We start from the raw sequence: 24,960 nt of genomic DNA on the forward strand, positions 1-24,960 counted from the left end.
CCCGTGGCCGCAGAACGGGTGCGGCGGGCGTCGCCATGATGCTGTGCGGCGCGGGCATCCTGATCGGCGTCGCCGCGACGCCCGCGCAGGCCGCCGAGGTGTCCTACGCGACCGAGTGCATCCCGCCGGCCATCTCGGGGCTGCCGCCGGTCCAGGGCACCACCAAGGTGGAGATCACCGCGCCCGCCGAGGCCAAGGTGGGTGACGAGGTCGAGATCACCTGGAAGTTCGTCCAGGCCGCCTCCAAGAACCCCGACATCCTCGACCTGGAGAAGGACACCGTCCAGCCGACCGGGACCCTCAAGGCGGCCGGCGCCCAGACCGGGGACATCGCGATGCAGGGTACGCGGACCAATCCGCCGATCCCCAAGAACAGCGACATGAAGCTGTCCGACATGAAGGGCAAGCTGAAGCTCACGGCGGCGGGTGACGTGACGCTGACGCCGGACGCGTACAACATCAACGTCAACAAGCCGATCTCCACGGACACCAAGTGCTCGCCCAAGGAGGCGGTGGAGAAGGCCGCGACCATCAAGGTGACGGACGGGGGCGGGAGTTCGGGCGGTACGACGGGTGGGTTGCCGACGGGGCTGCCGACGCTGCCGACCGGTCTGCCGACGGGAACCCCGTCGCCGAGTGAGAGTGAGACGGGCGGTGACGCCGGGGGTGGTTCGGCCGGCGGTTCCGACACCGGCGGCTCCAGCACGGGCGGAGGCGACAGCGGGGGAGGCGGCGGCCAGACCGAGTTCACCGGCAAGGAGGTCCAGGTCCCGTACCAGTGCAAGACGCCGATCGGGGACAAGGAAGCCACCTCGCCGGTCCAGATCAACGCCAAGAAGAACGGCGGCAGTTTCGACCTCACCGTGCAGTTCAAGAAGTCGGTGATGGACAGTCCCGCCGATATCCCGGCGGACTCGGTCAAGCCGTCGATGGAGGTGGCCCTGGGCGGCGCCGACAGTGGCACGGTCCACGTCGAGGGCCCCACCAACTCCGAGCCCATCAAGTCCGGCGACCCGATCGAGATCCCGGACCTCACCGGCACGTACAAGCCGGGCGCGAGCGGTGAGACGACGCTGTCACCGGGCGTCCTGACGGTCGAGGCCCTGGGCACGACGACGACCTGCACACCGACCAAGTCGGAGGTCTCCCTCACCCTGGACACGACCGAGCAGGCGAGCGGTGCCTCGGGCGGCGGCTCCGGCTCCGCCGGCGGTTCGGCCTCCGGCGGCGGTTCGTCGTCGACGGATGGTGGCCTGGCGGCCACCGGTTCCGACGACCACAGCACCCTCAAGGCGCTGGGCTTGGTGGCGGGGACGGCTGTACTGCTGGGCGGTGCGGTGTTCACGTTCATGCCGCGGAGGCGTCTGCGGTAAGGGACCACTCCGCTCCGCGAGGTGCCGGCAGGTCTCGCAGCCGGCCACGGGCAGAGGCGGGCGACTGATGTCGTACGACGGCCTGATCGCCGTGTGCGCGTCCGTCCGCCTCTCCCGGGCTTTCTGGCATATGCCGGTGGGCGCCGACGGTGGCCGCGCTCCTCGCACCTTCCGAGGGTGGACAGATTGGTACAATTGAGAACCTCGTCCGGCAGTTGACGCTGAGCGCCGGGGCCGTGTGCCCGGCTCGGCCGGCGTCGGAAAACTCTTCTCCGGGACCTCGTCTGTCCCGTCGGGTCGGAAGCTACGACCCGATTTCACGACCCTGCAACTGGCGTACGGAAGGAGCCGCCATGCGCAAGCAGACAACAGCCGCCGTCGTTTGGGAGCCGGGGGCCGACTTCGAGGTCGCGGATGTGCTGATCGACGACCCGCGCGCGGGCGAGGTGCTGGTGCGCGTCGAGGCGGTTGGCATCTGTCACGCCGACATCGCTGCTCGCGATGGTGACACCCCGTTCCCTCCTCCCGGTGTCCTGGGGCATGAGGGCGTCGGCGTGGTGGAGGCGGTCGGAGCGGGCGTCACCTCGCTCCACCACGGCGACCGGGTGGTCCTCACCTTCGCCTCATGCGGCGCCTGCGCTCGCTGCCGTATGGGTCTGCCCAGTCAGTGTGTCCATTTCCTGCCGCTCAACTTCGCTACCGGTGCCCGTCCGGACGGCAGCCCCACTCTGTGGCACCGGGATACGCCGCGGCATGGGCACTTCTTCGGTCAGTCGTCCTTCGCGACCCATGCCCTTGTCACAGAGCGCAACGCGATCAAGGTGCCCGATGACGTGCCGCTGGCTACGCTCGCCCCGCTCGGGTGCGGTATCCAAACCGGGGCCGGGGCGGTGCTGAATGTCCTGCGGCCGACACCGGGGGGTTCGGTCGTCGTCTTCGGCACTGGGGCGGTCGGCCTCGCTGCCGTCATGGCCGCGAGTCTCACTCAGGCCGAGCGGGTGATCGCCGTCGATGTGAACCCCGGCCGACTGGCGCTGGCCACCGAACTGGGTGCCACGGACACGATCGACGCCGGCGCCACCGACGATCCGGTGGCGGCCATCCGGGAACTCACCGGAGGCGGAGCGGGCTATGTGCTGGAGAGCAGCGGCAATGTGCTGGCCTTCCGCCAGGCCATCGACGCCGCCGCCATCGGCGCCGTCATCGCCGTAGTGGGTGCACCCTTCGGGCAGGAGGCGTCGGTCGATGTCGTCGACATCGTCAACAGCAGCAAGCGGATTGTCGGGATCGTCGAAGGAGCGTCCGTTCCCCACGTCTTGATCCCTGATCTCATCGGCCTCCACGCGGCCGGCCGCCTTCCGGTGGAGCGCCTGGTCACCGCGTTCCCCTTCAGCCGGATCAACGACGCCGCCGCAGTCGCCGCCTCAGGCGAGGCCGTCAAGCCGGTCCTCCATCTCTGACCGGCGCCTGAACTCCGCGGTTCATTCGCCCGCGGTGTCCTCGGCCTCCCAGCGAAGCAGGTCGCCCGGCTGGCACTTGAGCACCTCGCAGAGCGCGGCGAGCGTCGCGAAGCGCACCGCCTTGGCGCGGCCGTTCTTGAGTACCGCCAGGTTGGCGGGCGTGATCCCTACGCGGTCCGCGAGTTCGCCCACGGACATCTTCCGCCTGGCCAGCATCACGTCGATGTCGACGGCGATCGGCATCAGATCACCTCGTCCAACTCGGCCTGCATCTGCGCCGCTTCGACATCGCGCGCGACGGCCTGGGCGAGCAGCATCCGCAGCACGAGCACGATGAGCGCGACTCCCAGGACGGCCACGCCCACTCCGCCCATGATGACGGTGACGCCCGGATCCTCCCGCTGGCCCGGCGCATTGATGGCCGTGACCGCGAACCACACGAGAGCGGCCGCCACGATCGCGCCGATGATGATGTCCACGTACCGGAAGGCGGCGTGGGAGAACACGGTTCCGCGTCGCACCATCGTCACCAGTCGCCATACGCAGACCAGGGCGACCTGGGCCGTCCCGATGCCCAGGATCGTGATCACGCGCAGCGGGGTCAGCGGGAGCGACCCGTCCTCCGGGTCACTCCCGCTGACCAGCGCCCACACCATCAGTGCCTGTACGAACACGGTGCCGGTGAGCACCACCACGAGCACGGCGCGCAGCGCGCGCACGGTCAGCGTTCCCACGACCCCTCCTCCCATCGATCTACGATGGGAATCTATCGAATCTCGATAGGTGAAGCAAGGGGCCCTCGCCGTATGTATGGGGCCTGCGTCAGTGCACGTCGCCCATCAGGGTCTTGACCCTCCGGCGGTACATCCACACCGCGAATCCGGCGAGGACCGCGAGGGCTGCCTCGCCGAAGACGGCGCCCTTGCCGCTCAGGTCGACGCTGGCGATGGCCGGGTTGGAGAGGAGGCTGGTGATGGAGTCGCCCGCGGTGACCGCGAGGAACCAGACGCCCATCATCTGGCTGGCGTACTTGGCCGGGGCCATCTTCGTCGTCACCGACAGGCCGACCGGCGACAGGCACAGCTCACCGACGGTCTGGATGAAGTAGATGCCCACGAGCCACATCGGGCTGACCGCGGTGCCGTTCGCCGCCATGCCGAGCGGGATGAGGAAGAAGAAGAACGAGACGCCGATCAGGACCAGGCCCATCGCGAACTTCACGATGGTGCTGGGCTCCTTGCCGTTGCGGTTCAGCCACACCCAGACGAAGGCGAAGACCGGGGCCAGCGCCATGATGAACAGCGGGTTCAGCGACTGGTACCAGGAGGACGGGAAGTCGAAGCCCAGCATCGAGCCGGACGCCTTGCCCTCACCGAACGCCTGGACGGTGGACGCGCCCTGGTCGTAGATCATCCAGAACACGGCGGCGGCGACGAAGAACCAGATGTAGGCGGTCATCTTCGACTGCTCGTTCGTCGAGAGGTCCTTGTCCCGCTTGATGCGCAGCAGCACGCCCGCCGGGACGATGAGACCGATGATCGTGAGCGGGATCATCGCCCAGTTCAGGGTGAAGTGACCGGTGAAGCCGACCACGCCGTAGAACACGGCCGCGACGATCACCCAGATCAGACCCTTGCGCAGCCAGGCCGCGCGCTCCTCGGCCGCCAGCGGCTTCGGGACGACGCTGCTCTGCGGGCTCAGATTGCGCGTGCCGAGCAGGAACGCGGCCAGACCGATCGCCATGCCGACCGCGGCCATGCCGAAGCCGAGGTGCCAGTTGACCTCCTGGCCGACGGTGCCGATGGCCAGCGGGGCGAAGAAGGCACCGGCGTTGATGCCCATGTAGAAGATCGTGAAGCCGCCGTCGCGGCGCGGGTCCTCGGGGCCGTCGTACAGATGGCCCACCATCGTGGAGATGTTGGCCTTGAGCAGACCGGAACCGGCTGCCACCAGCGCGAGGCCCGCGAAGAACGGCGCCTGGCCGCCGGGCAGCGCCAGCACGAGGTGGCCGGACATGATGGTGACGGCCGCGATGGCCACGGTCTTGCGCGGACCCCAGACGCGGTCACCGAGCCAGCCGCCGGGCATGGCGAGGAGGTAGACCATCGCCGAGTAGACAGAGACGATCACCGTCGTGGTGGCCACGTCCATGGCGAGGCCGCCGCCCATGCTGTCCTTGCCGGCGTCGGGGCCGCCGGACAGCAGGTAGACGGTGAGCAGTGCCTTCATGCCGTAGTAGGAGAACCGCTCCCACATCTCGGTCATGAAGAGAGTGGCCAGTCCGCGGGGGTGGCCGAAGAAGGTCTTCTCGGAACCGGGGGTGCCCGGGGTGGCCGAGTCCTTCGTCAGGCTGGACGCCATGGTCGATCCTTGCTGGTCGGGACGCGCCTGGAGTGGGTGGGGGCACACACAAAAGAGACCTTCAGCGTCAAATGCTTGCCAAAGGTCCCTGCGGTGTTACAGGCGTTCACTCACCATAAGGCAGGACACCGGCGGATATGGAAGGACTTGAGACGCGGTTCACAGGCGCCGGTGGAACCGCGAGCATACTTTCGAAGGTCATTACGTGAATCGCACCCTACGGCCAGAGGTTCGTAGCGATGTGGCGGCGAGGTAAGAATCGCTCCATGGGGCGGTAAGAATCCGGGCTTCCGATCACACCCCGGCTCTTGTCATCCGCGGACTACCATCACCTCATGACCCGTGTACTGCTCGCCGAGGACGACGCGTCCATCTCGGAGCCGCTGGCCCGCGCCCTGCGCCGGGAAGGTTACGAGGTCGAGGTGCGCGAGGACGGCCCCACCGCGCTCGATGCCGGCATCCAGGGCGGCATCGACCTGTGCGTCCTGGACCTGGGCCTGCCCGGCATGGACGGCCTGGAGGTGGCCCGCCGGCTGCGTGCCGAAGGCCACACCGTCCCGATCCTCATCCTGACCGCGCGCGCCGACGAGGTGGACACCGTCGTCGGTCTCGACGCGGGCGCCGACGACTACGTCACCAAGCCGTTCCGGCTCGCCGAACTGCTCGCCCGGGTCCGGGCTCTGCTCCGGCGCGGCGCCGCCGAGCCGCAGCAGCCGCCCGCCACGCACGGCGTGCGCATCGACGTCGAGTCGCACCGCGCGTGGATGGGCGAGGAGGAACTCCAGCTCACCGCCAAGGAGTTCGACCTGCTGAGGGTCCTTGTGCGGGACGCCGGGCGGGTCGTCACCCGCGACCAGCTGATGCGCGAGGTCTGGGACACCACCTGGTGGTCGTCGACCAAGACCCTCGACATGCACATCTCCTGGCTGCGCAAGAAGCTCGGCGACGACGCGGCGAACCCGCGGTACATCGCCACCGTGCGCGGAGTGGGCTTCCGCTTCGAGAAGAGCTGAGTCCGGGAAGTGCTGAGCAATGATCAGCGAGAAGTGCTGAGCAATGACTAGTACGGGTCCATGCGCCGTCGACTGATCCAGTCCACGCTCGCCGTGGTGCTCGTCGTGATCGCCGTCTTCGGCCTCTCCCTCGTGATCGTCGAGACCCGGACGATCAGCAGCACCGCGCAGGAGCGGGTGGACTCCGAGGCAATCCGGCTGGCCAGCATCGTGGACAGCCGGTTGATCGCCACGGGGGCCGTCACGGCTGACGTGCTGCGCGAACAGGTGCCGGCGGAGCGCTACGCGCAGGTCCGGATCCCGGGTGAGAAGCCCATCGAGATCGGCACCAAGCCGTCCGGTGACACCATCAGCGCCACGCGCAAGGGCGAGCAGGGGGAGACGGTCACCGTCCAGGAGCCCCGTTCCGTGGTGACCCGTGAGGTCTGGCGGACGCTGCTGATCATCGCGGCCGTGGCGTTGCTGGCGGTGATCGCCGCGGTGCTGCTCGCCGTACGGCAGGCCAATCGGCTCGCCTCACCGCTGACCGACCTCGCCGAGACCGCCGAACGGCTCGGATCCGGGGATCCGCGGCCCCGGCACAAGCGGTACGGCGTCCCGGAGCTGGACCGGGTCGCCGACGTGCTGGACGGATCCGCCGAGCGGATCGCCCGCATGCTGACCGCGGAACGGCGACTGGCCGCCGACGCCTCGCATCAGCTCCGTACGCCGCTGACCGCGCTGTCCATGCGGCTGGAGGAGATCACCCTTACCGATGATCCGGACACGGTGAAGGAGGAGGCGACGATCGCGATCGCGCAGGTGGAGCGGCTTACGGATGTCGTCGAGCGGCTGCTGACGAACGCCCGTGACCCGCGTACCGGCTCCGCCGTCACCTTCGATCTGGACGAGGTCATTCAGCAGCAGCTCGCGGAGTGGCGGCCCGCGTACCGGAGTGCGGGGCGGGCGATCGTCAGCTCGGGCAAGCGGCATCTGCATGCGGTGGGTACGCCGGGGGCGGTGGCGCAGGTGCTGGCCGCGTTGATCGAGAACTCGCTGATGCATGGGGGCGGTACGGTCGCGCTGCGGACGCGGGTCACCGGGAATCAGGCGGTCGTCGAGGTGACGGACGAAGGGCCGGGGGTGCCTGCCGATCTTGGGGCGCGGATCTTTGAGCGGGCGATCAGTGGGCGGAACTCGACCGGGATCGGGTTGGCCGTGGCGCGGGATCTGGCGGAGGCGGATGGGGGGCGGCTGGAGATGCTGCAGGCTTTGCCGCCGGTGTTCGGGTTGTTTCTGTCTCGTACGGCTACGGAGAAGCGGGTGGGGGATTCGGAGCCGACGGTTCGGTAGCCGGGGGGTGGTCGGGCGCGGTGCCCTGGGTTTGCTGGGTGCCCGGAGTTTGTGCCGGCCGGGGGTGGGTCGCGCAGCCCGGCGCTGACGGGGTGCCGCCTGCGCCCACCCGTGCCGCCCCAGGCGGCACGCATGCCCGCAGCTTGGCAGCTGGTCTACGTGGTGTGGCGGCCTGCTCCCGCCGGTGCTGGGTGTTCCTCCGTCGGCGGACCCGTGCGCTGTTCTGCCAGGAACGATTCCGCGTCGGAGACGGCCTCACGGGCCGGGAGGGTCTTGAAGACCCAGGTGCGGTAGGACCAGAAGCGGAAGAGGGTGGCTATGCCGATGCCGAGGAACTTGAAGATGTTGGACTGGAGGGGGCTGTCCCAGTCGAAGCCGTACGTGGCGGCGTAGAGGACGCCGTTCTCGATGACCAGGCCGACCGCGCTGAACAGCAGGAACAGGGTCAGTTCCTTGGTGCGGCCGCTCTTGTCGCGGTCGCGGTACGTGAAGTAGCGGAACCCGACGTAGTTGAAGGCGATGGCCACCACCGTCGCGATGACGCTCGCCCGGACCACCTGGAGGTCGGTGACATGCCGTACCAGGTTGAACACGAGGAGGTTGACCAGGAGCCCCGCGCCGCCCACCGCACCGAACTTGGCGATCTCACGTACCAGCAGGTCGATGCGCTGCCGTAGCGCTTGGGGGGCCGAATGAAGCCCCGAGGAACCATGTCCCATGGTCGTGCAGGCCCCCATCAGTCGAATGCGTCAACTCAGCCATGCTAACCAGCCGCCTGCCCAAACGCCTGTGCGGCCGCATACATGCATGGGAAAGGCAGAGGAAAGCTCTGGGAAAGGCGCGGAAACCGGCCGCGGTGGCGTGACCGATACCCTGGGGTCGTGACGTTCCCGGTAGTCGGCATGGTCGGCGGGGGCCAGCTCGCTCGTATGACACACGAGGCAGGCATCCCGCTCGGCATCAGGTTCAAGCTCCTCAGTGACACCCCTCAGGATTCCGCGGCGCAGGTCGTCAGCGATGTCGTCATCGGCGACTATCGCGACCTGGACACGCTGCGCGCCTTCGCACGCGGCTGTGACGTGATCACCTTCGATCACGAGCACGTCCCGACGGAGCATCTGCGGGCCCTCGAAGCGGACGGCATCCCCGTCCGCCCGGGCCCCGACGCGCTCCAGCACGCCCAGGACAAGGGCGTGATGCGTGCGCACTTGGATGCGATCGGCGTGCCCTGTCCGCGGCACCGCATCGTCGGCGATCCGCAGGACGTGGCCGCGTTCGCGGCGGAGGGGGACGGCTTTCCCGTCGTCCTCAAGACCGTCCGCGGCGGCTACGACGGCAAGGGCGTGTGGGTCGTACGGACCGTCGAGGAGGCCGCGGAACCGTTCCGCGCCGGCGTTCCCGTGCTCGCCGAGGAGAAGGTCGACTTCGTACGGGAGCTGGCCGCCAACGTCGTACGGTCGCCGCACGGCCAGGCCGTCGCGTACCCCGTCGTGGAGTCCCGTCAGGTCGACGGCGTCTGCGACACGGTCATCGCGCCCGCCCCCGACCTCGACCCGGCGCTCGCCCTGCGCGCCGAGGAGATGGCCCTGCGCATCGCCAAGGAACTGGACGTCGTCGGCCACCTGGCCGTCGAGCTGTTCCAGACCCGCGACGGCCGCATACTCGTCAACGAACTCGCGATGCGCCCGCACAACTCCGGTCACTGGACCCAGGACGGCGCGATCACCTCGCAGTTCGCCAATCACGTACGCGCCGTTCTCGACCTCCCGCTCGGCGACCCGCGTCCGCGCGCCAAGTGGACGGTCATGGTCAACGTGCTCGGCGGCGACTACCCCGACATGTACCCCGCGTACCTGCACTGCATGGCCCGCGACCCCCAGCTCAAGATCCATATGTATGGCAAGGACGTGAAGCCCGGCCGCAAGGTGGGCCACGTCAACACTTACGGCGACGACCTGGACGACGTGCTGGAGCGCGCGCGTCACGCTGCCGGCTATCTGAGAGGCACGATCACAGAATGAGCCCCGTAGTTGGCATCGTCATGGGGTCGGACTCCGACTGGCCCGTCATGGAGGCCGCCGCGCAGGCCCTCGACGAGTTCGAGATCGAGTTCGAGGTCGACGTCGTCTCGGCGCACCGGATGCCGCGCGAGATGGTCACGTACGGGGAGCAGGCCGCCGAGCGCGGGTTGAAGGTGATCATCGCGGGGGCGGGTGGCGCCGCCCACCTCCCCGGCATGCTCGCCTCCGTCACGCCCCTCCCGGTCATCGGCGTCCCGGTGCCGCTGAAGTACCTGGACGGGATGGACAGCCTGCTCTCCATCGTGCAGATGCCCGCCGGTGTCCCCGTCGCGACCGTCTCCGTCGCCGGTGCGCGCAACGCCGGTCTCCTCGCGGCTCGTATCCTCGCCGCCCACGACGAGGAACTCCTCGGCAAGATGCGGGCGTTCCAGCAGGAGCTGAACGACCAGGCCACCGAGAAGGGCAGGCGCCTGCGCGGCAAGGTCGAGGGCACGAACGGCTTCGGTTTCGGGACGTGACGGCCGTGAGCTCTCTGGAAGCAGCCCGGGATCTCCTGCGCGAGTTCCCCGTCGTCGACGGGCACAACGACCTGCCCTGGGCGCTGCGCGAACAGGTCCGCTACGACCTCGACGCCCGCGACATCGCCACCCACCAGAACGCCCATCTGCACACCGACATCCCGCGCCTGCGCGAGGGCGGCGTCGGTGCGCAGTACTGGTCGGTGTACGTCCGCGCGGACCAGCCCGAACCGGTCGCGGCGACGCTGGAACAGATCGACTGCGTACGGCAGTTGCTGGCCCGTTACCCGAAGGACCTGCGGCCCGCGACGACGGCCGCCGACATGGAGGCGGCGCGCGCGGAGGGCCGTATCGCATCCCTGATGGGCGCCGAAGGCGGCCACTCCATCGCCAACTCCCTTGCCACGCTAAGGGCGTTGTCCGCGCTCGGCGTGCGCTACATGACCCTCACCCACAACGACAACGTGGACTGGGCGGACTCGGCGACGGACGAGCCCGGCGTCGGCGGACTGTCCGCCTTCGGCCGTGCGGTGGTGCGGGAGATGAACCGCGAGGGCATGCTCGTCGACCTCTCGCACGTGGCGGCGACGACCATGCGGGACGCGATGGACGCGACCCTGGCGCCGGTCATCTTCTCCCACTCGTCCGCGCGTGCCGTCTGCGACCACCCGCGCAACATCCCGGACGACGTCCTGGGGCGTCTGTCGGGCAACGGCGGCATGGCGATGGTGACCTTCGTGCCGAAGTTCGTGCTCCAGGCGGCCGTGGACTGGACGGCCGCCGCCGACGAGAACATGCGCGCGCACGGCTTCCACCACCTCGCCACCACGCCCGAGGCGATGAAGGTCCACCGTGCCTTCGAGGAACGGCACCCGCGCCCGGTCGCCACCGCGTCCACGGTCGCCGACCACCTCGACCACATGCGCGAGGTCGCCGGCATCGACCACCTCGGCATCGGCGGCGACTACGACGGCACGGCCTTCACCCCCGACGGCCTGAACGACGTCTCCGGCTACCCGAACCTGATCGCGGAACTACTCGACCGCGGCTGGTCCCGCCCCGACCTCGCCAAGCTGACCTGGCAGAACGCGGTACGAGTCCTCAGCGCCGCGGAGGACGTGTCCCGCGACCTTCAGGCGACACGGGGGCCGTCCAACGCGACCATCGGGGAACTGGACGGCTGATCGGTGCCCGGCTTCGGAGCGGGGCTCGCCCGTAACGTTGAACCATGAGGATCCGGAGGCCGCTGTCGACCGGGTCATCCGGATCCAGGAACTGTTCGCGGCCGGGCTGCACGGCAGCAGGATCGCGCAGCTGCTGCCGTGCATGCGGGACGCCGACGGAGGGCCGTCGGCCATCGCCACGCCCGAGCTGGTCGCCGTACCCCCGAACGCCCCGTCCACCAGGAAGTGCCCTGGACCCCGTGCGACGGTGACCGTACCCCCCGGGACGATCACGACGTACGGAGCCCGCCATGGCAGACCTCCAGGACGAAGTGCACACGACGGCCGACGTCGACGGGCTGGACGAGCCGTTCGCGGGCGAGGGCGGGGATTCGGTGGGGTCCGGCTCCGAGGAGTCCTTTCCGGCTGTCTCCGGGCCGGGCACCGACCCCCTGGAGCGCGCCCACGCCATTCTCGCCGCACATCCTGTTGCCGACGGGTACAGCGGGCTGCCGTGGGCGCTGCGGCATCTGTCCTCCTACGACCTGGAGACCGGCGAGGCCGCTGTCGACACGGACGTGCCCCGGCTGCGGGAGGGGCATGTGGGGGCGTTGTTCTGGTCGCTGCATCTGCCGGAGGGGCTGGACGGTGACCGGGCTGTGGGCGCGACGCTGGAGCAGCTGGATCTGGTGCGGACGGTGGTCCGTACGCATCCCGAGGGGCTGCGGCTGGCCTGTACCGCCGGGCAGGCCACGGATGTGCTCCGATGCGGTCGGGTCGCTGTGCTGCTCGGCCCGGCCGGAGCCGCCGCGATCGGCGACTCGCTGGGCATCCTGCGTTCCCTGTGCGCCCTCGGCCTGCGTGTCCTCACGCTGTCCGGGGTGTCCTGGGCGAGCGAGGCCGGGCTGACCCGGTTCGGCGAGGAGGTCCTGCGGGAGATGAACCGGCTCGGCGTCCTCGCCGACCTCTCCGGCGCGTCCGAGGAGACCGTCCGCCGTGCCATCGTGATCTCCAAGTCCCCCGTCCTGTGCACCCGTTCGGCCGCCGGCGCTCTGCGCCCGCACCCGGCCAACCTCCCCGACGACCTGCTCGCCGGGCTGGGCGAGGCCAAGGGCCTGTGCATGGTGCCGCTGACCGCCAAGCAGACCGGCCCGACCGTCCGCGACGTCGCCGACCACCTCGATCATGTGCGCGCGCTCGCGGGCCCCGACTGCGTCGGACTCTCCGGCACCTACGACGTCGGCACCGCCCACCCACGCGAACTGGCCGACGCCTCCTGCTACCCCCGCCTCATCGCCGAGCTTCTCCACCGAGGCTGGACCGAGGCCGATATCACCCTGCTGACCTGGGGAAACGTCCAGCGAGTGCTCCGCGGCGCCGACTTCACGGCCCGCGCCGCACAGCTGCGCCGCGAGCCCTCGGCAGCGAAGATCGCCGAACTGGACGGGTGATCACCCCTCCGGGATCATGCACAGGCAGAACGGATGCCCCGCCGGGTCGGCGAACACCCGGAAGTCCTTCTTGCCGCCCTGGTCGTCCAGGTCGAGCGGCCGCGCCCCCAGCGCCAGCACCTTCTCCTGCGCCGCGTCGACGTCCGCCCAGCTGGAGCCCGCGTCGAAGTCCAGATGGAACTGCTGCCCGTTCCGGTCCGCCTGCGGCCACTCCGGCGGCGTGTAGCCGGGCGACGGCTGGAAGGCCAGCCGGGGACCGCCGGGCACCTGGAGTACGACCCACTCCGGGTCCTCCTCCTGCGGGGTGCCGCCCGCGATCGCGGCGTAGAAACGGGCCAGTGCCACGGGATCGGGGCAGTCGAGGACGACGTTACGGATGCGGGCCACGGGTGCCATGACGAACTCCTCCTCGGTCAGCAGGCGCACAGACAGAACGGGTGCCCCGCCGGATCCGCGTACACACGCCAGCCCCGCGAGCGATCCTCGGCGTCCAGCGGCTGCGCGCCGAGCGCCAGCACGCCCTGCTCGGCGGCGTCCAGATCGTCGACGGTCAGGTCCAGGTGGAACTGCTGCGAGTGATCGGCCGCCGGCCACTTCGGCGGTTCGTATCCGGGGGCGGCCTGGAAGGAGAGCGACTGGCCGCCGGGCACGGCCAGGTCCACCCAGTCGCCCTCGCCCTCCACGGTGCCGCCCAGCACCTCGGCGTAGAAACCGGCCAGTGCGCGCGGGTCGGGACAGTCCAGGACGACGACGCCCAGTTTGGCGAGAGCCATGACTTCCTCCTGTCGGGAGTTACCTGTATATGCCGCTCGACTGGTAACGCGGTTACTCCATGCTCCCCCATAGGGGGTAACGTCGCAACCATGAATGACAGAACGGCCGCACCCGGCGGGCTCGCCCTCGTGGAGGCGCTGGTCAACACCCTCGACCTGGAATCGGGCATCGACGGGCTGGAGACCGTCGAGGTACGGGACCGGTTCGGCATCACGGAACGGGACCTGACGGACGTACGAGAGCTCCGCGAGTCCCTGCGCGCCGCCTGTCTCGCGCACGCCGGGCACCCGCCGCACCGCGAGGTGACACCGCTGGGCGAGCTGCTGTCACGTGCGCCGCTGTACGTCGCCGTCGACGAGCGCGACGGCTCCGCGACCCTCGCGCCCGCCGACGACGGCCCGCTGCTCTCCCGGGTCACGGCGGCCGTGGCCCAGGGGCTGACGGAGGGCACCTGGCTGCGCCTCAAGGCCTGTGAACTGCCCGAATGCCACTGGGCGTACTACGACCGCAGCCCGGGCGGGCGCCGCCGCTGGTGCTCGATGCAGGTGTGCGGGGCGCGCGTGAAGATGCGGCGGTACCGGGCGAAGTAGCCGTGGTGCGCGTCGTCACTGAGGCCTGCCGGCGGTCCGCCTTGGTGCGGTGTCGAGGGACTTCGGCGCCCGGGACGGCTAGGTCTCGTCCCTCCCGCGCGGAGCGGCCGCCCGGGAGCCCACCAACAGGAGGCACAGTACGGCGACCCCGGCGACGATCCCGGTCAGGAGGAGCAGCGGGTCCAGTGGTCGGGCCGAGGCGGCGGGCTGCGTCTGGGGAGCGGCCGCGGCCACCGAGGGCGAGGCGGCCGGCACGGCTGCCGCGGTGGTCGTGGGCATGGCCGTGGACGGGGTTGAGGAGGGCGATTGCGGCGCCTTGCTGCTCGCTGTCGGCCTGACCGTGGCCGTCTCGGCATGCTCGGAGTGGTCCTCCTGCTGCCCGCCCGTGCTCGTCTCCTGGTGAGTGTGGGTCCGCGTGGGCGCCGCGGAGGTGGCGGGTGCCGCCGCCCGGACCGTGATCCCGGCCGTCATGTCCGGGTGCACGGTGCAGTAGTAGCCGTACGAACCCGCCGTGCCGAACGTGAAGCTCCAGCTCTCGCCCTTGTCCAGCATGGGGGAGTGGATCGAGACCGGGCCCGAGGTGGTCTTCACGTCGTGCGGTGCCGTGTCCTGGTTGGTCCAGGTCACCGTGGATCCGGCGGGGACGGCCAGGTGCGCTGGCACGAAGGCGTACCTCTTCATCGTCACCCGGTATGTGGCCGCCGACGCCTCGCCGGGGACAGCCACCAGGAGGGCGACGAGGGCGAGTACGGCGGACAGGGCCGTCCACCGTGCCGTTTTCATGCGAACTCCGCGGCGACCAGCAGCCGCAGCCGCGTGGCCGGGCGCAGCAGGCCCAGGCGGAACCCGGTCGCCCGGCGCAGCAGCCGGTACGGCAGCCGGGCGGTGCCCACGACGAGCAGCCGGTCGTCGGCGCGTTCCACGACGCGCAGACGCAGCAGGGCGGGGAAGAGGATCCCGCGCAGCTCCAGGTCGGCGGTCAGCTGCAGCCGTCGTCCGCCGTCGAGGGGTTCGATGTCCTCGGAGGTGAGCGCGACCAGGGCGTCGGCCCGGTCGATGCCCTCGAACTCGAAGCGCAGGGCGGGGCGTTCGGAATCGTCGGGCACGGTCAACGCGGCCGAGGCGAGGGTGATGCGCCGACGCCGGGTGGGCAACGGGCCGTACCAGGCGGTGAGTTCGACGAGCGAGCGGCCGGGGGCCACGGTGTACCGGCCGGGCAGCGGCAGGATGGACGCGGTGTCACGCGACTCCGGCGGGGGCGGGACGGTGGGCAGGGTGACGGTCGTCATCCCGGATCTCCTTGAAAGCGGTTCCCGAGGTATGGCGGAGTTGTGGAGAATGGGGCGGGCGCCGGTCCGGCCGACTGAGCCTCGGCCGGACCGGCGTCCGTCTTCGGGGGAGGGTCAGCAGTTGGCGGTGAGGAAGTCCGTCGTGGGCGTGAGCATGTGCTCGGCCCAGACGGTGTGCATCTTCACGTAGCTGTCGACGTCGAGCAGATCGGTGACCTGCTGGCCGAGCGACTCCTCCAGGTGGGCGGAGTTGACGTGTGCGAGGAGCACACTGAGCGTGCTGTCGAGCACTGTGCCGCCGCCCTCGATGGCCGGCTTGAGGATGCTCTCGACCCAGACCGTGTGCATCTTGATGTACGAGTCGAGCGCCAGCGCGTCCTGGACCTGCTGGCCCGGGGACCGCTCCAGGTGCGCCGAGTAGAGGTGCTGGAGGATCGGCAGCAGCACGTTCTGGACGCTGGCGCACTGCTCGTCGCCGCCGTCACCGGTGCCGCCCGTGGCCGTCGGGGTGGCCGTCGGCCCGGTGGTCGGGGTGGCGGTCGGCGTCGCCGTGGGGGTGGCGGTGGGGGTCGATGTCGGCGTGGCCGTGGGCGTGGGCGTAGAGCCGCCGCCGTCGGAGGCCGCGACCACCTTCACCGACGCCACCATGTCCGGGTGCACGGCGCAGTAGTACTCGTAGGTCCCCACCTTGGTGAAGGTGTACGACCACGACTCGCCCTGCTCCAGCGTCCCCGAGTCGAAGGAAACCGGGGCCTTCGTCGTGGTGACCGTGTGCGGCGCGCTGTCGTGGTTGGTCCACTGGACGGTCTGGCCGACCTCGACGACGAGTTGCTTCCCGTCGCCGTACTTGTAACTCATGATGTCGACCTGGTGGTCGGCAGCGGCAGCGGCGGGCTGGGCCTCGGCGGCGGCAACGGGCGCCTGAGCCGCGCCCGCTGCCTCCTGGGAGGCTGCCGTCGTGGAACCCGAGGCCGCGCTCAGCAGCCCGAGGCTGAGGACGGCGGCCACGGCCGCACCGAGTCCCGCGACGAGCAGGGACCGGTTCCCGAGCGGCGACCTGCGCCGCCGGTCACCGGTCTCATCATTACTTTTCACTTCAACTCCTATGGTTTCCAGGGAAGTTCAGCGGCCGGGATCGGCCGTGACCAGCAGACTCGTCACGGCGAGTACGACGAGGACGAGCCCCGTCTCCGCCGCGACCGAGACACCGAAGGGCCGCACGGTGGCGGCGTCGCCGCGCAGCAGCACGGCGAGATCGAGGCGGGTGCGCACCCACTGGCGGCTGCACTGGGCGGCCGCCAGGACGGCGCCGAGCACGGCTGTCTTGACCAGCAGCAACTGTCCGTACGAGGTGTGCAGCAGGGCGTCGTACGACCCCACGACCTGCCAGGCGAGCACCAGCCCGGCGGCGGCGATCGCGGCGACGGAGACAGCCGCGAGCCGTGAGTAGCCGGGCACCACCGCCGCGAGTTCGCCGGGCTCGCGGCGCGGCAGTACGGCCAGCGTGAGCATCGCCAGGCCGCCGATCCACAGGGCGGCGCCGAGGAGGTGGACGAGACCGGCGATCGCGCCCCAAGTCGGCTCGCTGCCCTCGGAGTTGTGGCCCCGCATCCCGGTCGTGCGGAGCAGGCCCAGGGTCACGGCGAGAGCGCCCACGCGCCAGCCCGGTGAGCGGGACGTGTCCGCACCGCCCTGGAGCAGCGCGCTCAGCACCACAGCCGCGAGCACCCACAGCAGTCCGCGCGCGGCGAGTGCGATGCCGGGCTCGGTGGTGAGGACGTCCGCGTACGTCGCCGGGCGCAGTACGTCTCCCAGGCCGCCGAAAGCGGCGTACGCGCCCTGGAGTCCGATCGCCGCGACCGTCGACAGCAGCCCGCCCGCCCAGGCCAGCGTGAGCAGCGCCCGCGCCCGGGGTTCGTCCGCGCCGCGCGGCCACAGCAGCGCGACGAAGGCGAGCCCTCCGATGAACAGGGCCAGCGAGAGATAGCCGGCCCAGCGAGCGGCGACGAGGCTCTTCCGCACCGGGGACGAGGGGGAAGGTGCGGTGGCCTCGTCGCCGCGGTCCTGGGCGGTCGCCGCCGTCCCCGCCGGCCCTGCGGTGCTCTCCGCGCTCTCCGCGCCGACGGTGAAGGTGAGCCGACCGGAGGAGGCGTGGCCGTCCTCCTCGTCGACGACGGACCAGACGACGGCGAGTTCGCCGTCCGCGTGACGGCCGAGGGACACCCGCACGGTGTCGTTGCCGCCCTGCGCCGCACGGGCCACGGGGAGCCGGTCGCCGTCGAGCGTCATGGCGCGGACGTCGGCGAGGTCGACGGGTTCGTCGAAGACGAGGGTGAGGTGGTCGGGGGCCCTGGTGAGTTCCGCGCCGTCCTTGGGGGTCGAGCGGACCAGCTCGGTGTGGGCGGCGGCGGGAGCGGAGCCGAACAGGCCGTAGAGGAGCGGCGTGAGGAGGAGCAGGAGGAGGGCGCGTCGACGGGTCGTGCGGGTCATGGGGTGGCCTCCGGCAGCGGGGAGGCGCTGGTGATGCCGAACAGTCCGGTGGAGGTGCCCGAGGTGCCGAGCAGTCCGGTGGGGGCGACGAGTCCGACACAGGGGGACGTGGAGGGCTCGGGGGTCTGGTCGTCCGTCTCGTTGCCCGTGCCTTCGTCCGTGCCGTTGAGGAGGCCGAACAGCGGCTCGGTGAGGCCGGTGAGGAGGGGTGTCACGAGGCGCACCTCGCCGTCCTGGCAGGTGTCGTCACCCTGCGGCGGCTCCGTGGACGCGGAGCCCGACGGGGACGGGGAGGGGGAGGGCGTGGTGCCGGGGTCGGGCGAAGTGGTGTGGTCGTGTCCGGAGCCGTCGCCGGTGTGCCCCGCGCCGCTGTCGTGCCCGGTGTGCGCGCTGCTTCCGCCGGTCACCGGCACCACCCCGCCGCCCACCGGAACCCCGGCGCCCGGAACCCCGGGCACGGGGTCTCCGGGAGCCGGCGCCGTGCCGCCCGGCGGAGCCGTGGCCGCGGGCGGCGACGATGGGGGAGCGGCGGCCTCGACAGCGCCGGGGGCGGAGGAGGAGCCAATGCCCGACGCATACCCGAGCACGATCACCACCGCCCCGACGAGGGCCCCCGCGACGAATTCGTCCCGGTGGTCTCTCGGCCACTGCGCCTTGCGGAACAAGGGCATGATCACCCACTCCTGGCATGGTCCGGTCATTCCCGTCAGCGAATGGGGACCATTGGGGGGTGGCGTGGATTCCGCATGACTACGCGGCAGTTAAGCGCTTGTTGCCTGCCTCTCTTTCAGGTGGGGGTGCGCTGTGAGATGGGGCGACACCGATGTCAATACGCGCAATTCGGCCGTGAAGAATTCGGGTTGAAGGTATGGCAATACCCTCACATTGCTCGAATTGAATTCGAACCCCGTTTGAGGGTTTCAGGGAGGGCGAAATCCGCCCCGGAAGCCGACATGAATTCCTTGGTCAGGCGGTCGGACGCCCCATCGCGCGGTACGACCATCCCGCCCGGCGCCACAGCTCCGGGTCGAGGGCGTTGCGCCCGTCGAGCAGGACACGGGCCTTGGCGACCTCGCCGAGCACGGCCGGGTCCAGCTCGCGGAACTCGCGCCACTCGGTGAGATGGAGTACGACATCGGCGCCCTGGACGGCCTCGACGGCGGTGTCGGCGTAGCCGAGCGTCGGGAAGAGCCTGCGGGCGTTCGCCATGCCCTTCGGGTCGTACACCGTGACCTGGCCGCCCTGGAGGTGGATCTGCCCGGCGACGTTCAGCGCGGGCGAGTCACGGACGTCGTCCGAGTCGGGCTTGAAGCTGGCGCCGAGCACGGCGACCCGCTTGCCGAGGAAGGAGCCGCCGCCGAGTGCCTCCCGCGTCATCTCGACCATCTGGCCGCGGCGCCGCATGTTGATGGAGTCGATCTCACGCAGGAAGGTCAGCGCCTGGTCGGCGCCCAGCTCACCGGCGCGCGCCATGAACGCCCGGATGTCCTTGGGCAGACAGCCGCCGCCGAACCCGATCCCGGCCCGCAGGAACTTCTTGCCGATCCGGTCGTCGTACCCGATCGCCTCGGCGAGCTTGGCGACATCGCCGCCCGCGGCCTCACACACCTCGGCCATGGCGTTGATGAACGAGATCTTGGTCGCCAGGAAGGAGTTCGCGGAGGTCTTCACCAGCTCGGCGGTCGGGAAGTCGGTGACGACGAAGGGCGTGCCCTCGGCGACCGGGGTGGCGTACACCTCGCGCAGCAGCTTCTCCGCCCGCTCGCTGCGTACGCCGACGACGAGCCGGTCGGGGTGCAGGGTGTCCTGGACGGCGAAGCCCTCGCGCAGGAACTCCGGGTTCCAGGCCAGCTCGGCGTCCGCGCCGGCCGGCGCGTGCGTGGCGAGGTAGGCGGCGAGGCGCTCGGCGGAGCCGACGGGGACGGTGGACTTGCCGACGACGAGGGCGGGGCCGGTGAGATGCGGGGCGAGCAGCTCGAAGGCGCTGTCGACGTAGCTCATGTCGGCCGCGTAATCGCCATGGCGCTGCGGGGTGTTCACACACACGAAGTGGACGTCGCCGAACGCGGCCACCTCGGCCCAGTCCATCGTGAAGCGCAGCCGGCCGGAGGACCCCTCTATGCCCGCTACATGCTTGCGCAGCAGCTCTTCGAGGCCCGGCTCGAACATCGGGACCTGGCCCCGCTGGAGCATCTCGATCTTCTCGGGCACCACGTCGAGGCCCAGCACCTCGAACCCGAGCTCCGCCATGGCCGCGGCATGCGTGGCGCCGAGATAGCCGGTGCCGATCACGGTGATCTTGAGGGCCATGGGGTGCTCCAGGAGTCTTCGTCGGCAGTGCGGGGCCGAGCATAGTCGGAGGGTCCGACGGGCAGTTTTCCCGCTGTCGCCAAGCTCACGTACCCCTCCCGTGGGCCTGCCCCTAAAATTTGAGTTACTTAACGGTAATTAGCGCCAGCATCACAGCTTTGGAGCGTGAGACACCTTGGCCGGATCGGCTGACTTCGACCTGTACCGCCCGTCCGAGGAGCACGACATGCTCCGTGACGCCATCCGCTCGCTGGCCGAGGCGAAGATCGCGCCGTACGCCGCAGCGGTGGACGAGGAGGCCCGTTTCCCGCAGGAGGCGCTGGAGGCGCTCGTCGCCAATGACCTGCACGCCGTTCACGTACCGGAGTCGTACGGCGGCGCGGGCGCCGACGCCCTGGCCACGGTGATCGTGATCGAGGAGGTGGCGCGTGTCTGTGCGTCCTCCTCCCTCATCCCCGCCGTGAACAAGCTGGGCTCGCTTCCCGTGATCCTCTCCGGCTCCGAGGACCTGAAGAAGAAGTACATGACGCCGCTCGCCAAGGGCGACGGAATGTTCTCGTACTGCCTCTCCGAGCCCGACGCGGGCTCGGACGCGGCCGGCATGAAGACCAAGGCGGTCCGCGACGGCGACCACTACGTGCTGAACGGCGTGAAGCGCTGGATCACCAACGCGGGCGTGTCCGAGTACTACACGGTCATGGCGGTGACCGACCCGACGAAGCGCTCCAAGGGCATCTCGGCCTTCGTCGTCGAGAAGTCCGACGAGGGCGTCTCCTTCGGTGCCCCCGAGAAGAAGCTCGGCATCAAGGGTTCCCCGACCCGCGAGGTCTACCTCGACAACGTCCGCATCCCCGCGGACCGCATGATCGGCGAGGAGGGCACCGGCTTCGCCACGGCGATGAAGACCCTCGACCACACCCGCATCACCATCGCCGCCCAGGCCCTCGGCATCGCCCAGGGCGCCCTCGACTACGCCAAGGGCTACGTCCAGGAGCGCAAGCAGTTCGGCAAGGCGATCGCCGAGTTTCAGGGCATCCAGTTCATGCTGGCCGACATGGCCATGAAGCTGGAGGCGGCCCGCCAGCTGACGTACTCGGCGGCAGCCAAGTCGGAACGGGGCGACGGCGACTTGACGTTCTTCGGGGCCGCCGCCAAGTGCTTCGCCTCGGATGTGGCGATGGAGGTCACTACGGACGCGGTCCAGCTCCTGGGTGGTTACGGCTACACGCGCGACTACCCCGTCGAGCGCATGATGCGTGACGCCAAGATCACGCAGGTGTACGAGGGGACGAATCAGATCCAGCGGATCGTCATGGCCCGCAATCTGCCGTAAGGAGTCGTGTTCAGGGGTGGAGCCCGTCGGGGCGCCACCCCTGTTTCATGTAGGGAACCACCCGGCACCTGGTGGCTGCTGAGTGTCGCGCTACGTTCGACGCGTGACTGATGAACGTGGAGATGTCGAACTGCCCGAGGGATGGCGGGTGGATGGGGAGCGACTCATCCATGAGGCCGAGTTGCACGGCTGGAGGCTGACTGTGGTGAGCGTTCTGGGCGCACCATGGGACGGCCCGTCCAGTCTTCGTATCGACCCCCCGCCGATCTCGATGAGGTGGCCGGGACGGACGGCATCACAGCGGAACTCATGCGGTCCATCTCCATGGCGGAGATCCGCAGGACGACGAAGGAGCTTCGCGCGCGACTCGGCTATGCGATCGACGGGGCTCAGACAGGCGCCGTGCTCGACAGAGCTGAGACGGACCTTGACTACGCGATGATGTCCCTCGCGTACGTCCGTCTGGTGGAGCAGGGATACCGGAGCCCGGTCACGCGGCTGTCAACAGCGTGGGGGATGAGCCGGAACACCATCAGCGGCCGTATTCGGCGAGCGCGTGCGATGGGTTTCCTCGACGGGCCACCAGGCAAGCCCGCTGACCGCCTGACCCGTAAGGCCAGGCGGTGCCTGGAGGGGGAAGAACATGAGCCCGACCAAGACCGTCCCGACCGGGAGTGAGCCACTCATCGTGGTTTTCGAACGGTGGGCGACCACGCGTGGACTGGAGAACAGCAGTGTCAAGCAGTACCGGACGATGCTGAGCCGAAGCGTGGCTCCCTTCTTCGGGACACGAGCCATCAGGACAGTCGGTCCGTCGGATGTCGAGGATTGGGTCGCATGGATGACCCATGAGTGCAGGTACAAATCATCCACGACGAGGTTCCGTTTCAACATCCTCATGTCGGTGTTCGCGTGGGCGATGGAACAGGGGGATGACGGTCGACCGGCAGGTCGCCTGCGATGGGGATACGGGGTCGGGGAAGTACGGCCGCATGCGTCTGCGGCACATCAAGTGGCGTGAGGAAGGAGACCGAGGGAGGCAGGTCCCACTTCCCGAGGTGGTCGCCCTGGCCGTGCGCAGGCACCTCAAGGAGTACGAGACGTGAGGGCCTGAGGAGTTGCTGTTCAGCAACGTGACTGGCACCGGCCTGCTGTACCCGTACTACTGGTATTCCAGGATCTGGAAGCCCGCCTTGGCCGGAGCGGGCGTCGACTACTTCAAGTCGCACAGTTTCCGGCACTTCTACCAGGCTTGCCATCGACGGTGCCCTCGGGCTTGTGCGCCCAGCGGACAGCGGGACCCCGATGGCAAGGCTCTTTGGTGTGGCTTGACGACAGTGTGGGCCGTGAACCGGCCTCGGCTTCCCCATGCATGTGACCCGGGGTTCACCTGGTGATGTCGAACGGCCCGTACAGCGCCACCGCCTCCCCGCTCGCCAAAGCCCAGTACCGGTCCCCGAAGGACCAATGCCACCACTCCGTGGGGTAGTTCACCAGCCCCGCAGCCGTGAGTACGGAACCCAGCGTCTCCCGGTTGGCCCTGGCCTCCTCGCTGATGTTGGTGGCGTCGGTGTAACAGGCGCCCTCGCTGTCCTCGGGGCTCGCGTTCAGTCGCGTGCCCAAGTCCAGCTCGCGGCCGGAGAGTTCGGCCAGGGTGACGTCGACGGCGGCGCCGGCACTGTGGGGGGCGATCTCGGGTGGGGAGACGTAGCGGCTTGCCGCCGAGTGGATCCGGTCGGCGGGCCAGTCGGGGTGGGCGGCGCGGAGTTCGGCGGCGTACTCCTCGAAGTACGTCCGCTGGAGGGAGGGCGGGCGGTAGCCCTCGACGAAGAGCAGACGCAGGCCGTGCGGGAGCAGCGACTGGGCCTTGAGGAGCCGTTGCAGGACGCCTTCCCGCAGGTGGGCGAAGGCGGCGGACGGGTCCTGTTTGCGGGTGTCCACCAGCAGCGAGCCTTCGCGGCGGGCGTCGACGAGGGGTTCGCCGCACTCCGTGACGGGTATGGCGGCGACCTTCGGGTCCGACATCAGGACGATCTCGTTCATGACCCGATCATCTCCAATCGCACCAAACCTCGGGAGGCGCCCCCATGGGTGCGTTTTCGGCCTTAACTTGGTCGCATGATTGGCTCCTCTCGATTCCGCACCGATGTGTCGCACTCGGCGCGGATCTGGAACTACTGGCTCGGCGGCATGGGCCACTACCCGGTGGACGCCGAGGTCGGCGACCGGATCCTTTCGCTCGTGCCGGCGCTGCCCCGGTCGGCCGTCGCGGACCGGCGGTTTCTGACGCGTGCGGTGCGGTATCTCGCCGAGGAGGCGGGAATCCGGCAGTTCCTGGACATCGGGACCGGGCTGCCCACCACCGACAACACCCATGAGATCGCCCAGCGGGTGGATCCGTCGTGCCGGATCGTCTGTGTGGACAACGACCCGCTCGTCTTCGCCCACGCCCACGCACTGCTCAACAGCACGCCGGAGGGTGCCGCCGTCTTCATCGAGGGCGATGTTCACGACCCCGAGGCCATCCTGCGGGACGCGGCCGAGACGCTGGACTTCAGCCGCCCCGTCGCGATCACCATGCTCGGCATCCTGAACTTCGTGATGCGCACCGACGAGGCCGTCTCCGTCGTGCGCCGGCTGCTGGACGCCGTACCGTCCGGCAGCTACCTGGCCGTCTCCCACCCCACCACCGAGGTCGACGGCGAGGCGATGACCAAGGCGGTGGACTACTGGAACGGGGAGGGGACGGCACCGATGACGCTGCGCAGCCGCGCCGAACTCGTCCGGTTCTTCGAGGGCCTCGAGATCCTGGAGCCCGGCATCGTCACCTGCTCCCGCTGGCGCCCGGACGCCGCGGACGGCGAGAGCGCCGACGTCACCCACTTCGGCGGCGTGGGCAGGAAACCGTAAGCGGCATGGGCGGGATGCCCGCAATCGGCACGCATGGCGGAATACTCGCGTCCGTCCCGTGGCGGACTGGCGGGTAGGGGCGTACCACGGAAGGGCGAGGGGGCCACCCCAGCGGGGTCCACGCGGACCCCGCCACCCCGAGGAGGAACCATGCAGCAGCAGTCCACCACCATGACCGCGATGAGCAAGCAGATGCAGGACTGCGTCGAGGCGTGCATGACGTGCCACAGCGTGTGCGAGGAGACCATGAGCTCCTGCATGCAGATGGGCGGCCAGGCTCAGATGCAGATCATGCGCGCGCTCATGGACTGCGCCGAGACGACCCGTATGTGCGCGGACATGATGATGCGCCGCTCGCCCATGTCGGCCGAGATGTGCGCGATGTGCGCCAAGGCCTGCGACATGTGCGCCGAGGCGTGTATGTCCATGCCGGACGACCCGCAGATGATGCGCTGCGCGGAGGCGTGTCGCCGCTGCGCCGAGACCTGCCGCACGATGGCCGGCGCCACGATGTGACGCCCGCCTGAACGCGCTCAAGGGCACCCCGAGGGGTGCCCTTGATGCTGCTTGCC

General features: G+C 69.7%; 26 protein-coding genes and 1 pseudogene. 14 read left to right on the forward strand and 13 right to left on the reverse strand.

Translation table 11 applies throughout. From position 1 onward, the window contains the following. The first annotated feature begins 38 nt into the window (after positions 1-38). Together ACTWQO_RS28165 and ACTWQO_RS28170 are read left to right on the forward strand one after the other, a co-directional pair. On the forward strand, positions 39-1,373 hold the full coding sequence (locus ACTWQO_RS28165) for a hypothetical protein (RefSeq protein WP_443240191.1): 1,335 nt from the start codon (positions 39-41) through the stop codon (positions 1,371-1,373). Between the two features lie 353 nt (positions 1,374-1,726). After that, the gene (locus ACTWQO_RS28170) at positions 1,727-2,833 is read left to right on the forward strand and encodes an NAD(P)-dependent alcohol dehydrogenase (RefSeq protein ID WP_443240155.1); all 1,107 of its coding nucleotides are present in this window, start codon (positions 1,727-1,729) and stop codon (positions 2,831-2,833) included. A 21-nt stretch (positions 2,834-2,854) separates the two neighbouring features. On the opposite strand, the gene ACTWQO_RS28175 is transcribed toward ACTWQO_RS28170, so the two are convergent. The 3 genes from ACTWQO_RS28175 to ACTWQO_RS28185 all read right to left on the reverse strand — a co-directional run bounded on the left by ACTWQO_RS28175 (position 2,855) and on the right by ACTWQO_RS28185 (position 5,194). After that, positions 2,855-3,076 (reverse strand): helix-turn-helix domain-containing protein, encoded by a 222-nt coding sequence (locus ACTWQO_RS28175; protein ID WP_054237256.1) that lies wholly within the window; start codon positions 3,074-3,076, stop codon positions 2,855-2,857. Beyond that, complete coding sequence (locus ACTWQO_RS28180; RefSeq protein ID WP_443240156.1) at positions 3,076-3,567, reverse strand: DUF2975 domain-containing protein; 492 nt, start codon at positions 3,565-3,567, stop codon at positions 3,076-3,078. The genes ACTWQO_RS28175 and ACTWQO_RS28180 overlap by 1 nt, the downstream gene beginning before the upstream one ends. Before the next feature lie 88 nt (positions 3,568-3,655). Further along, on the reverse strand, positions 3,656-5,194 hold the full coding sequence (locus ACTWQO_RS28185; RefSeq protein ID WP_443240157.1) for a peptide MFS transporter: 1,539 nt from the start codon (positions 5,192-5,194) through the stop codon (positions 3,656-3,658). 335 nt (positions 5,195-5,529) lie between these two features. Here ACTWQO_RS28185 and ACTWQO_RS28190 point away from each other — a divergent pair, with 335 nt between their 5' ends. Beyond that, entirely contained in the window at positions 5,530-6,207 is a 678-nt protein-coding gene (locus ACTWQO_RS28190) for a response regulator transcription factor (protein ID WP_055614806.1), read from the forward strand. 60 nt (positions 6,208-6,267) lie between these two features. Further along, entirely contained in the window at positions 6,268-7,539 is a 1,272-nt protein-coding gene (locus ACTWQO_RS28195; RefSeq protein ID WP_443240158.1) for an ATP-binding protein, read from the forward strand. Between the two features lie 155 nt (positions 7,540-7,694). On the opposite strand, the gene ACTWQO_RS28200 is transcribed toward ACTWQO_RS28195, so the two are convergent. Continuing rightward, positions 7,695-8,258, reverse strand: a complete 564-nt coding sequence (locus tag ACTWQO_RS28200) for a GtrA family protein (protein WP_443240159.1) — start codon at positions 8,256-8,258, stop codon at positions 7,695-7,697. Positions 8,259-8,420: 162 nt separating this feature from the next. On the opposite strand from ACTWQO_RS28200, the gene ACTWQO_RS28205 reads away from it, so the two are divergent. The 5 genes and pseudogenes from ACTWQO_RS28205 to ACTWQO_RS28225 all read left to right on the forward strand — a co-directional run bounded on the left by ACTWQO_RS28205 (position 8,421) and on the right by ACTWQO_RS28225 (position 12,692). After that, positions 8,421-9,560: a 5-(carboxyamino)imidazole ribonucleotide synthase gene (locus ACTWQO_RS28205; protein WP_443240160.1), complete on the forward strand. Its 1,140-nt coding sequence runs from the start codon at positions 8,421-8,423 to the stop codon at positions 9,558-9,560. Positions 9,561-9,580: 20 nt separating this feature from the next. Continuing rightward, complete coding sequence (gene purE, locus ACTWQO_RS28210) at positions 9,581-10,078, forward strand: 5-(carboxyamino)imidazole ribonucleotide mutase (protein ID WP_443240192.1); 498 nt, start codon at positions 9,581-9,583, stop codon at positions 10,076-10,078. Continuing rightward, on the forward strand, positions 10,075-11,262 hold the full coding sequence (locus ACTWQO_RS28215; protein WP_443240161.1) for a dipeptidase: 1,188 nt from the start codon (positions 10,075-10,077) through the stop codon (positions 11,260-11,262). The genes purE and ACTWQO_RS28215 overlap by 4 nt, the downstream gene beginning before the upstream one ends. Beyond that, positions 11,258-11,455, forward strand: a pseudogene (locus ACTWQO_RS28220) (hypothetical protein); the annotation flags it as partial. The gene ACTWQO_RS28215 and the pseudogene ACTWQO_RS28220, both read left to right, overlap by 5 nt. A 97-nt stretch (positions 11,456-11,552) precedes the next feature. After that, on the forward strand, positions 11,553-12,692 hold the full coding sequence (locus tag ACTWQO_RS28225; protein WP_443240162.1) for a dipeptidase: 1,140 nt from the start codon (positions 11,553-11,555) through the stop codon (positions 12,690-12,692). Here ACTWQO_RS28225 and ACTWQO_RS28230 read toward each other — a convergent pair whose 3' ends face one another. Both ACTWQO_RS28230 and ACTWQO_RS28235 read right to left on the reverse strand, forming a co-directional pair. Beyond that, the gene (locus ACTWQO_RS28230; protein WP_443240163.1) at positions 12,693-13,088 is read right to left on the reverse strand and encodes a VOC family protein; all 396 of its coding nucleotides are present in this window, start codon (positions 13,086-13,088) and stop codon (positions 12,693-12,695) included. Positions 13,089-13,105: 17 nt separating this feature from the next. Then, positions 13,106-13,465, reverse strand: a complete 360-nt coding sequence (locus tag ACTWQO_RS28235) for a VOC family protein (RefSeq protein ID WP_443240164.1) — start codon at positions 13,463-13,465, stop codon at positions 13,106-13,108. A gap of 90 nt (positions 13,466-13,555) precedes the next feature. On the opposite strand from ACTWQO_RS28235, the gene ACTWQO_RS28240 reads away from it, so the two are divergent. Continuing rightward, positions 13,556-14,056, forward strand: coding sequence for a CGNR zinc finger domain-containing protein (locus tag ACTWQO_RS28240; protein ID WP_443240165.1), 501 nt, complete (start codon positions 13,556-13,558; stop codon positions 14,054-14,056). A 78-nt stretch (positions 14,057-14,134) separates the two neighbouring features. On the opposite strand, the gene ACTWQO_RS28245 is transcribed toward ACTWQO_RS28240, so the two are convergent. The 6 genes from ACTWQO_RS28245 to ACTWQO_RS28270 all read right to left on the reverse strand — a co-directional run bounded on the left by ACTWQO_RS28245 (position 14,135) and on the right by ACTWQO_RS28270 (position 20,145). Continuing rightward, positions 14,135-14,839, reverse strand: a complete 705-nt coding sequence (locus ACTWQO_RS28245; RefSeq protein WP_443240166.1) for a cupredoxin domain-containing protein — start codon at positions 14,837-14,839, stop codon at positions 14,135-14,137. Continuing rightward, positions 14,836-15,345: a hypothetical protein gene (locus ACTWQO_RS28250; RefSeq protein WP_443240167.1), complete on the reverse strand. Its 510-nt coding sequence runs from the start codon at positions 15,343-15,345 to the stop codon at positions 14,836-14,838. The genes ACTWQO_RS28245 and ACTWQO_RS28250 overlap by 4 nt, the downstream gene beginning before the upstream one ends. A gap of 114 nt (positions 15,346-15,459) precedes the next feature. Then, a complete protein-coding gene (locus ACTWQO_RS28255) occupies positions 15,460-16,440 on the reverse strand; it encodes a cupredoxin domain-containing protein (protein ID WP_443240168.1) in 981 nt (326 codons plus the stop codon). Between the two features lie 27 nt (positions 16,441-16,467). Continuing rightward, a complete protein-coding gene (locus ACTWQO_RS28260; protein WP_443240169.1) occupies positions 16,468-17,835 on the reverse strand; it encodes a copper resistance CopC/CopD family protein in 1,368 nt (455 codons plus the stop codon). After that, the gene (locus ACTWQO_RS28265) at positions 17,832-18,506 is read right to left on the reverse strand and encodes a hypothetical protein (protein WP_443240170.1); all 675 of its coding nucleotides are present in this window, start codon (positions 18,504-18,506) and stop codon (positions 17,832-17,834) included. The genes ACTWQO_RS28260 and ACTWQO_RS28265 overlap by 4 nt, the downstream gene beginning before the upstream one ends. A 295-nt stretch (positions 18,507-18,801) precedes the next feature. Next, a complete protein-coding gene (locus ACTWQO_RS28270; protein ID WP_443240171.1) occupies positions 18,802-20,145 on the reverse strand; it encodes a UDP-glucose dehydrogenase family protein in 1,344 nt (447 codons plus the stop codon). A 175-nt stretch (positions 20,146-20,320) separates the two neighbouring features. Between ACTWQO_RS28270 and ACTWQO_RS28275 the strand changes: the two genes are divergently transcribed. Both ACTWQO_RS28275 and ACTWQO_RS28280 read left to right on the forward strand, forming a co-directional pair. After that, entirely contained in the window at positions 20,321-21,478 is a 1,158-nt protein-coding gene (locus ACTWQO_RS28275) for an acyl-CoA dehydrogenase family protein (RefSeq protein ID WP_301981549.1), read from the forward strand. A 932-nt stretch (positions 21,479-22,410) separates the two neighbouring features. Next, a complete protein-coding gene (locus tag ACTWQO_RS28280) occupies positions 22,411-22,584 on the forward strand; it encodes a hypothetical protein (RefSeq protein WP_443240172.1) in 174 nt (57 codons plus the stop codon). Between the two features lie 280 nt (positions 22,585-22,864). Here ACTWQO_RS28280 and ACTWQO_RS28285 read toward each other — a convergent pair whose 3' ends face one another. Next, positions 22,865-23,521: a M15 family metallopeptidase gene (locus tag ACTWQO_RS28285; protein WP_443240173.1), complete on the reverse strand. Its 657-nt coding sequence runs from the start codon at positions 23,519-23,521 to the stop codon at positions 22,865-22,867. A 75-nt stretch (positions 23,522-23,596) separates the two neighbouring features. Between ACTWQO_RS28285 and ACTWQO_RS28290 the strand changes: the two genes are divergently transcribed. Both ACTWQO_RS28290 and ACTWQO_RS28295 read left to right on the forward strand, forming a co-directional pair. Beyond that, on the forward strand, positions 23,597-24,388 hold the full coding sequence (locus ACTWQO_RS28290; RefSeq protein ID WP_443240174.1) for an SAM-dependent methyltransferase: 792 nt from the start codon (positions 23,597-23,599) through the stop codon (positions 24,386-24,388). 150 nt (positions 24,389-24,538) lie between these two features. Continuing rightward, positions 24,539-24,904, forward strand: coding sequence for a four-helix bundle copper-binding protein (locus ACTWQO_RS28295; RefSeq protein WP_210576357.1), 366 nt, complete (start codon positions 24,539-24,541; stop codon positions 24,902-24,904). The last annotated feature ends 56 nt before the right edge of the window (positions 24,905-24,960 follow it).

This window comes from Streptomyces sp. 4N124 (genome assembly GCF_052245395.1).
GTDB lineage: Bacteria > Actinomycetota > Actinomycetes > Streptomycetales > Streptomycetaceae > Streptomyces.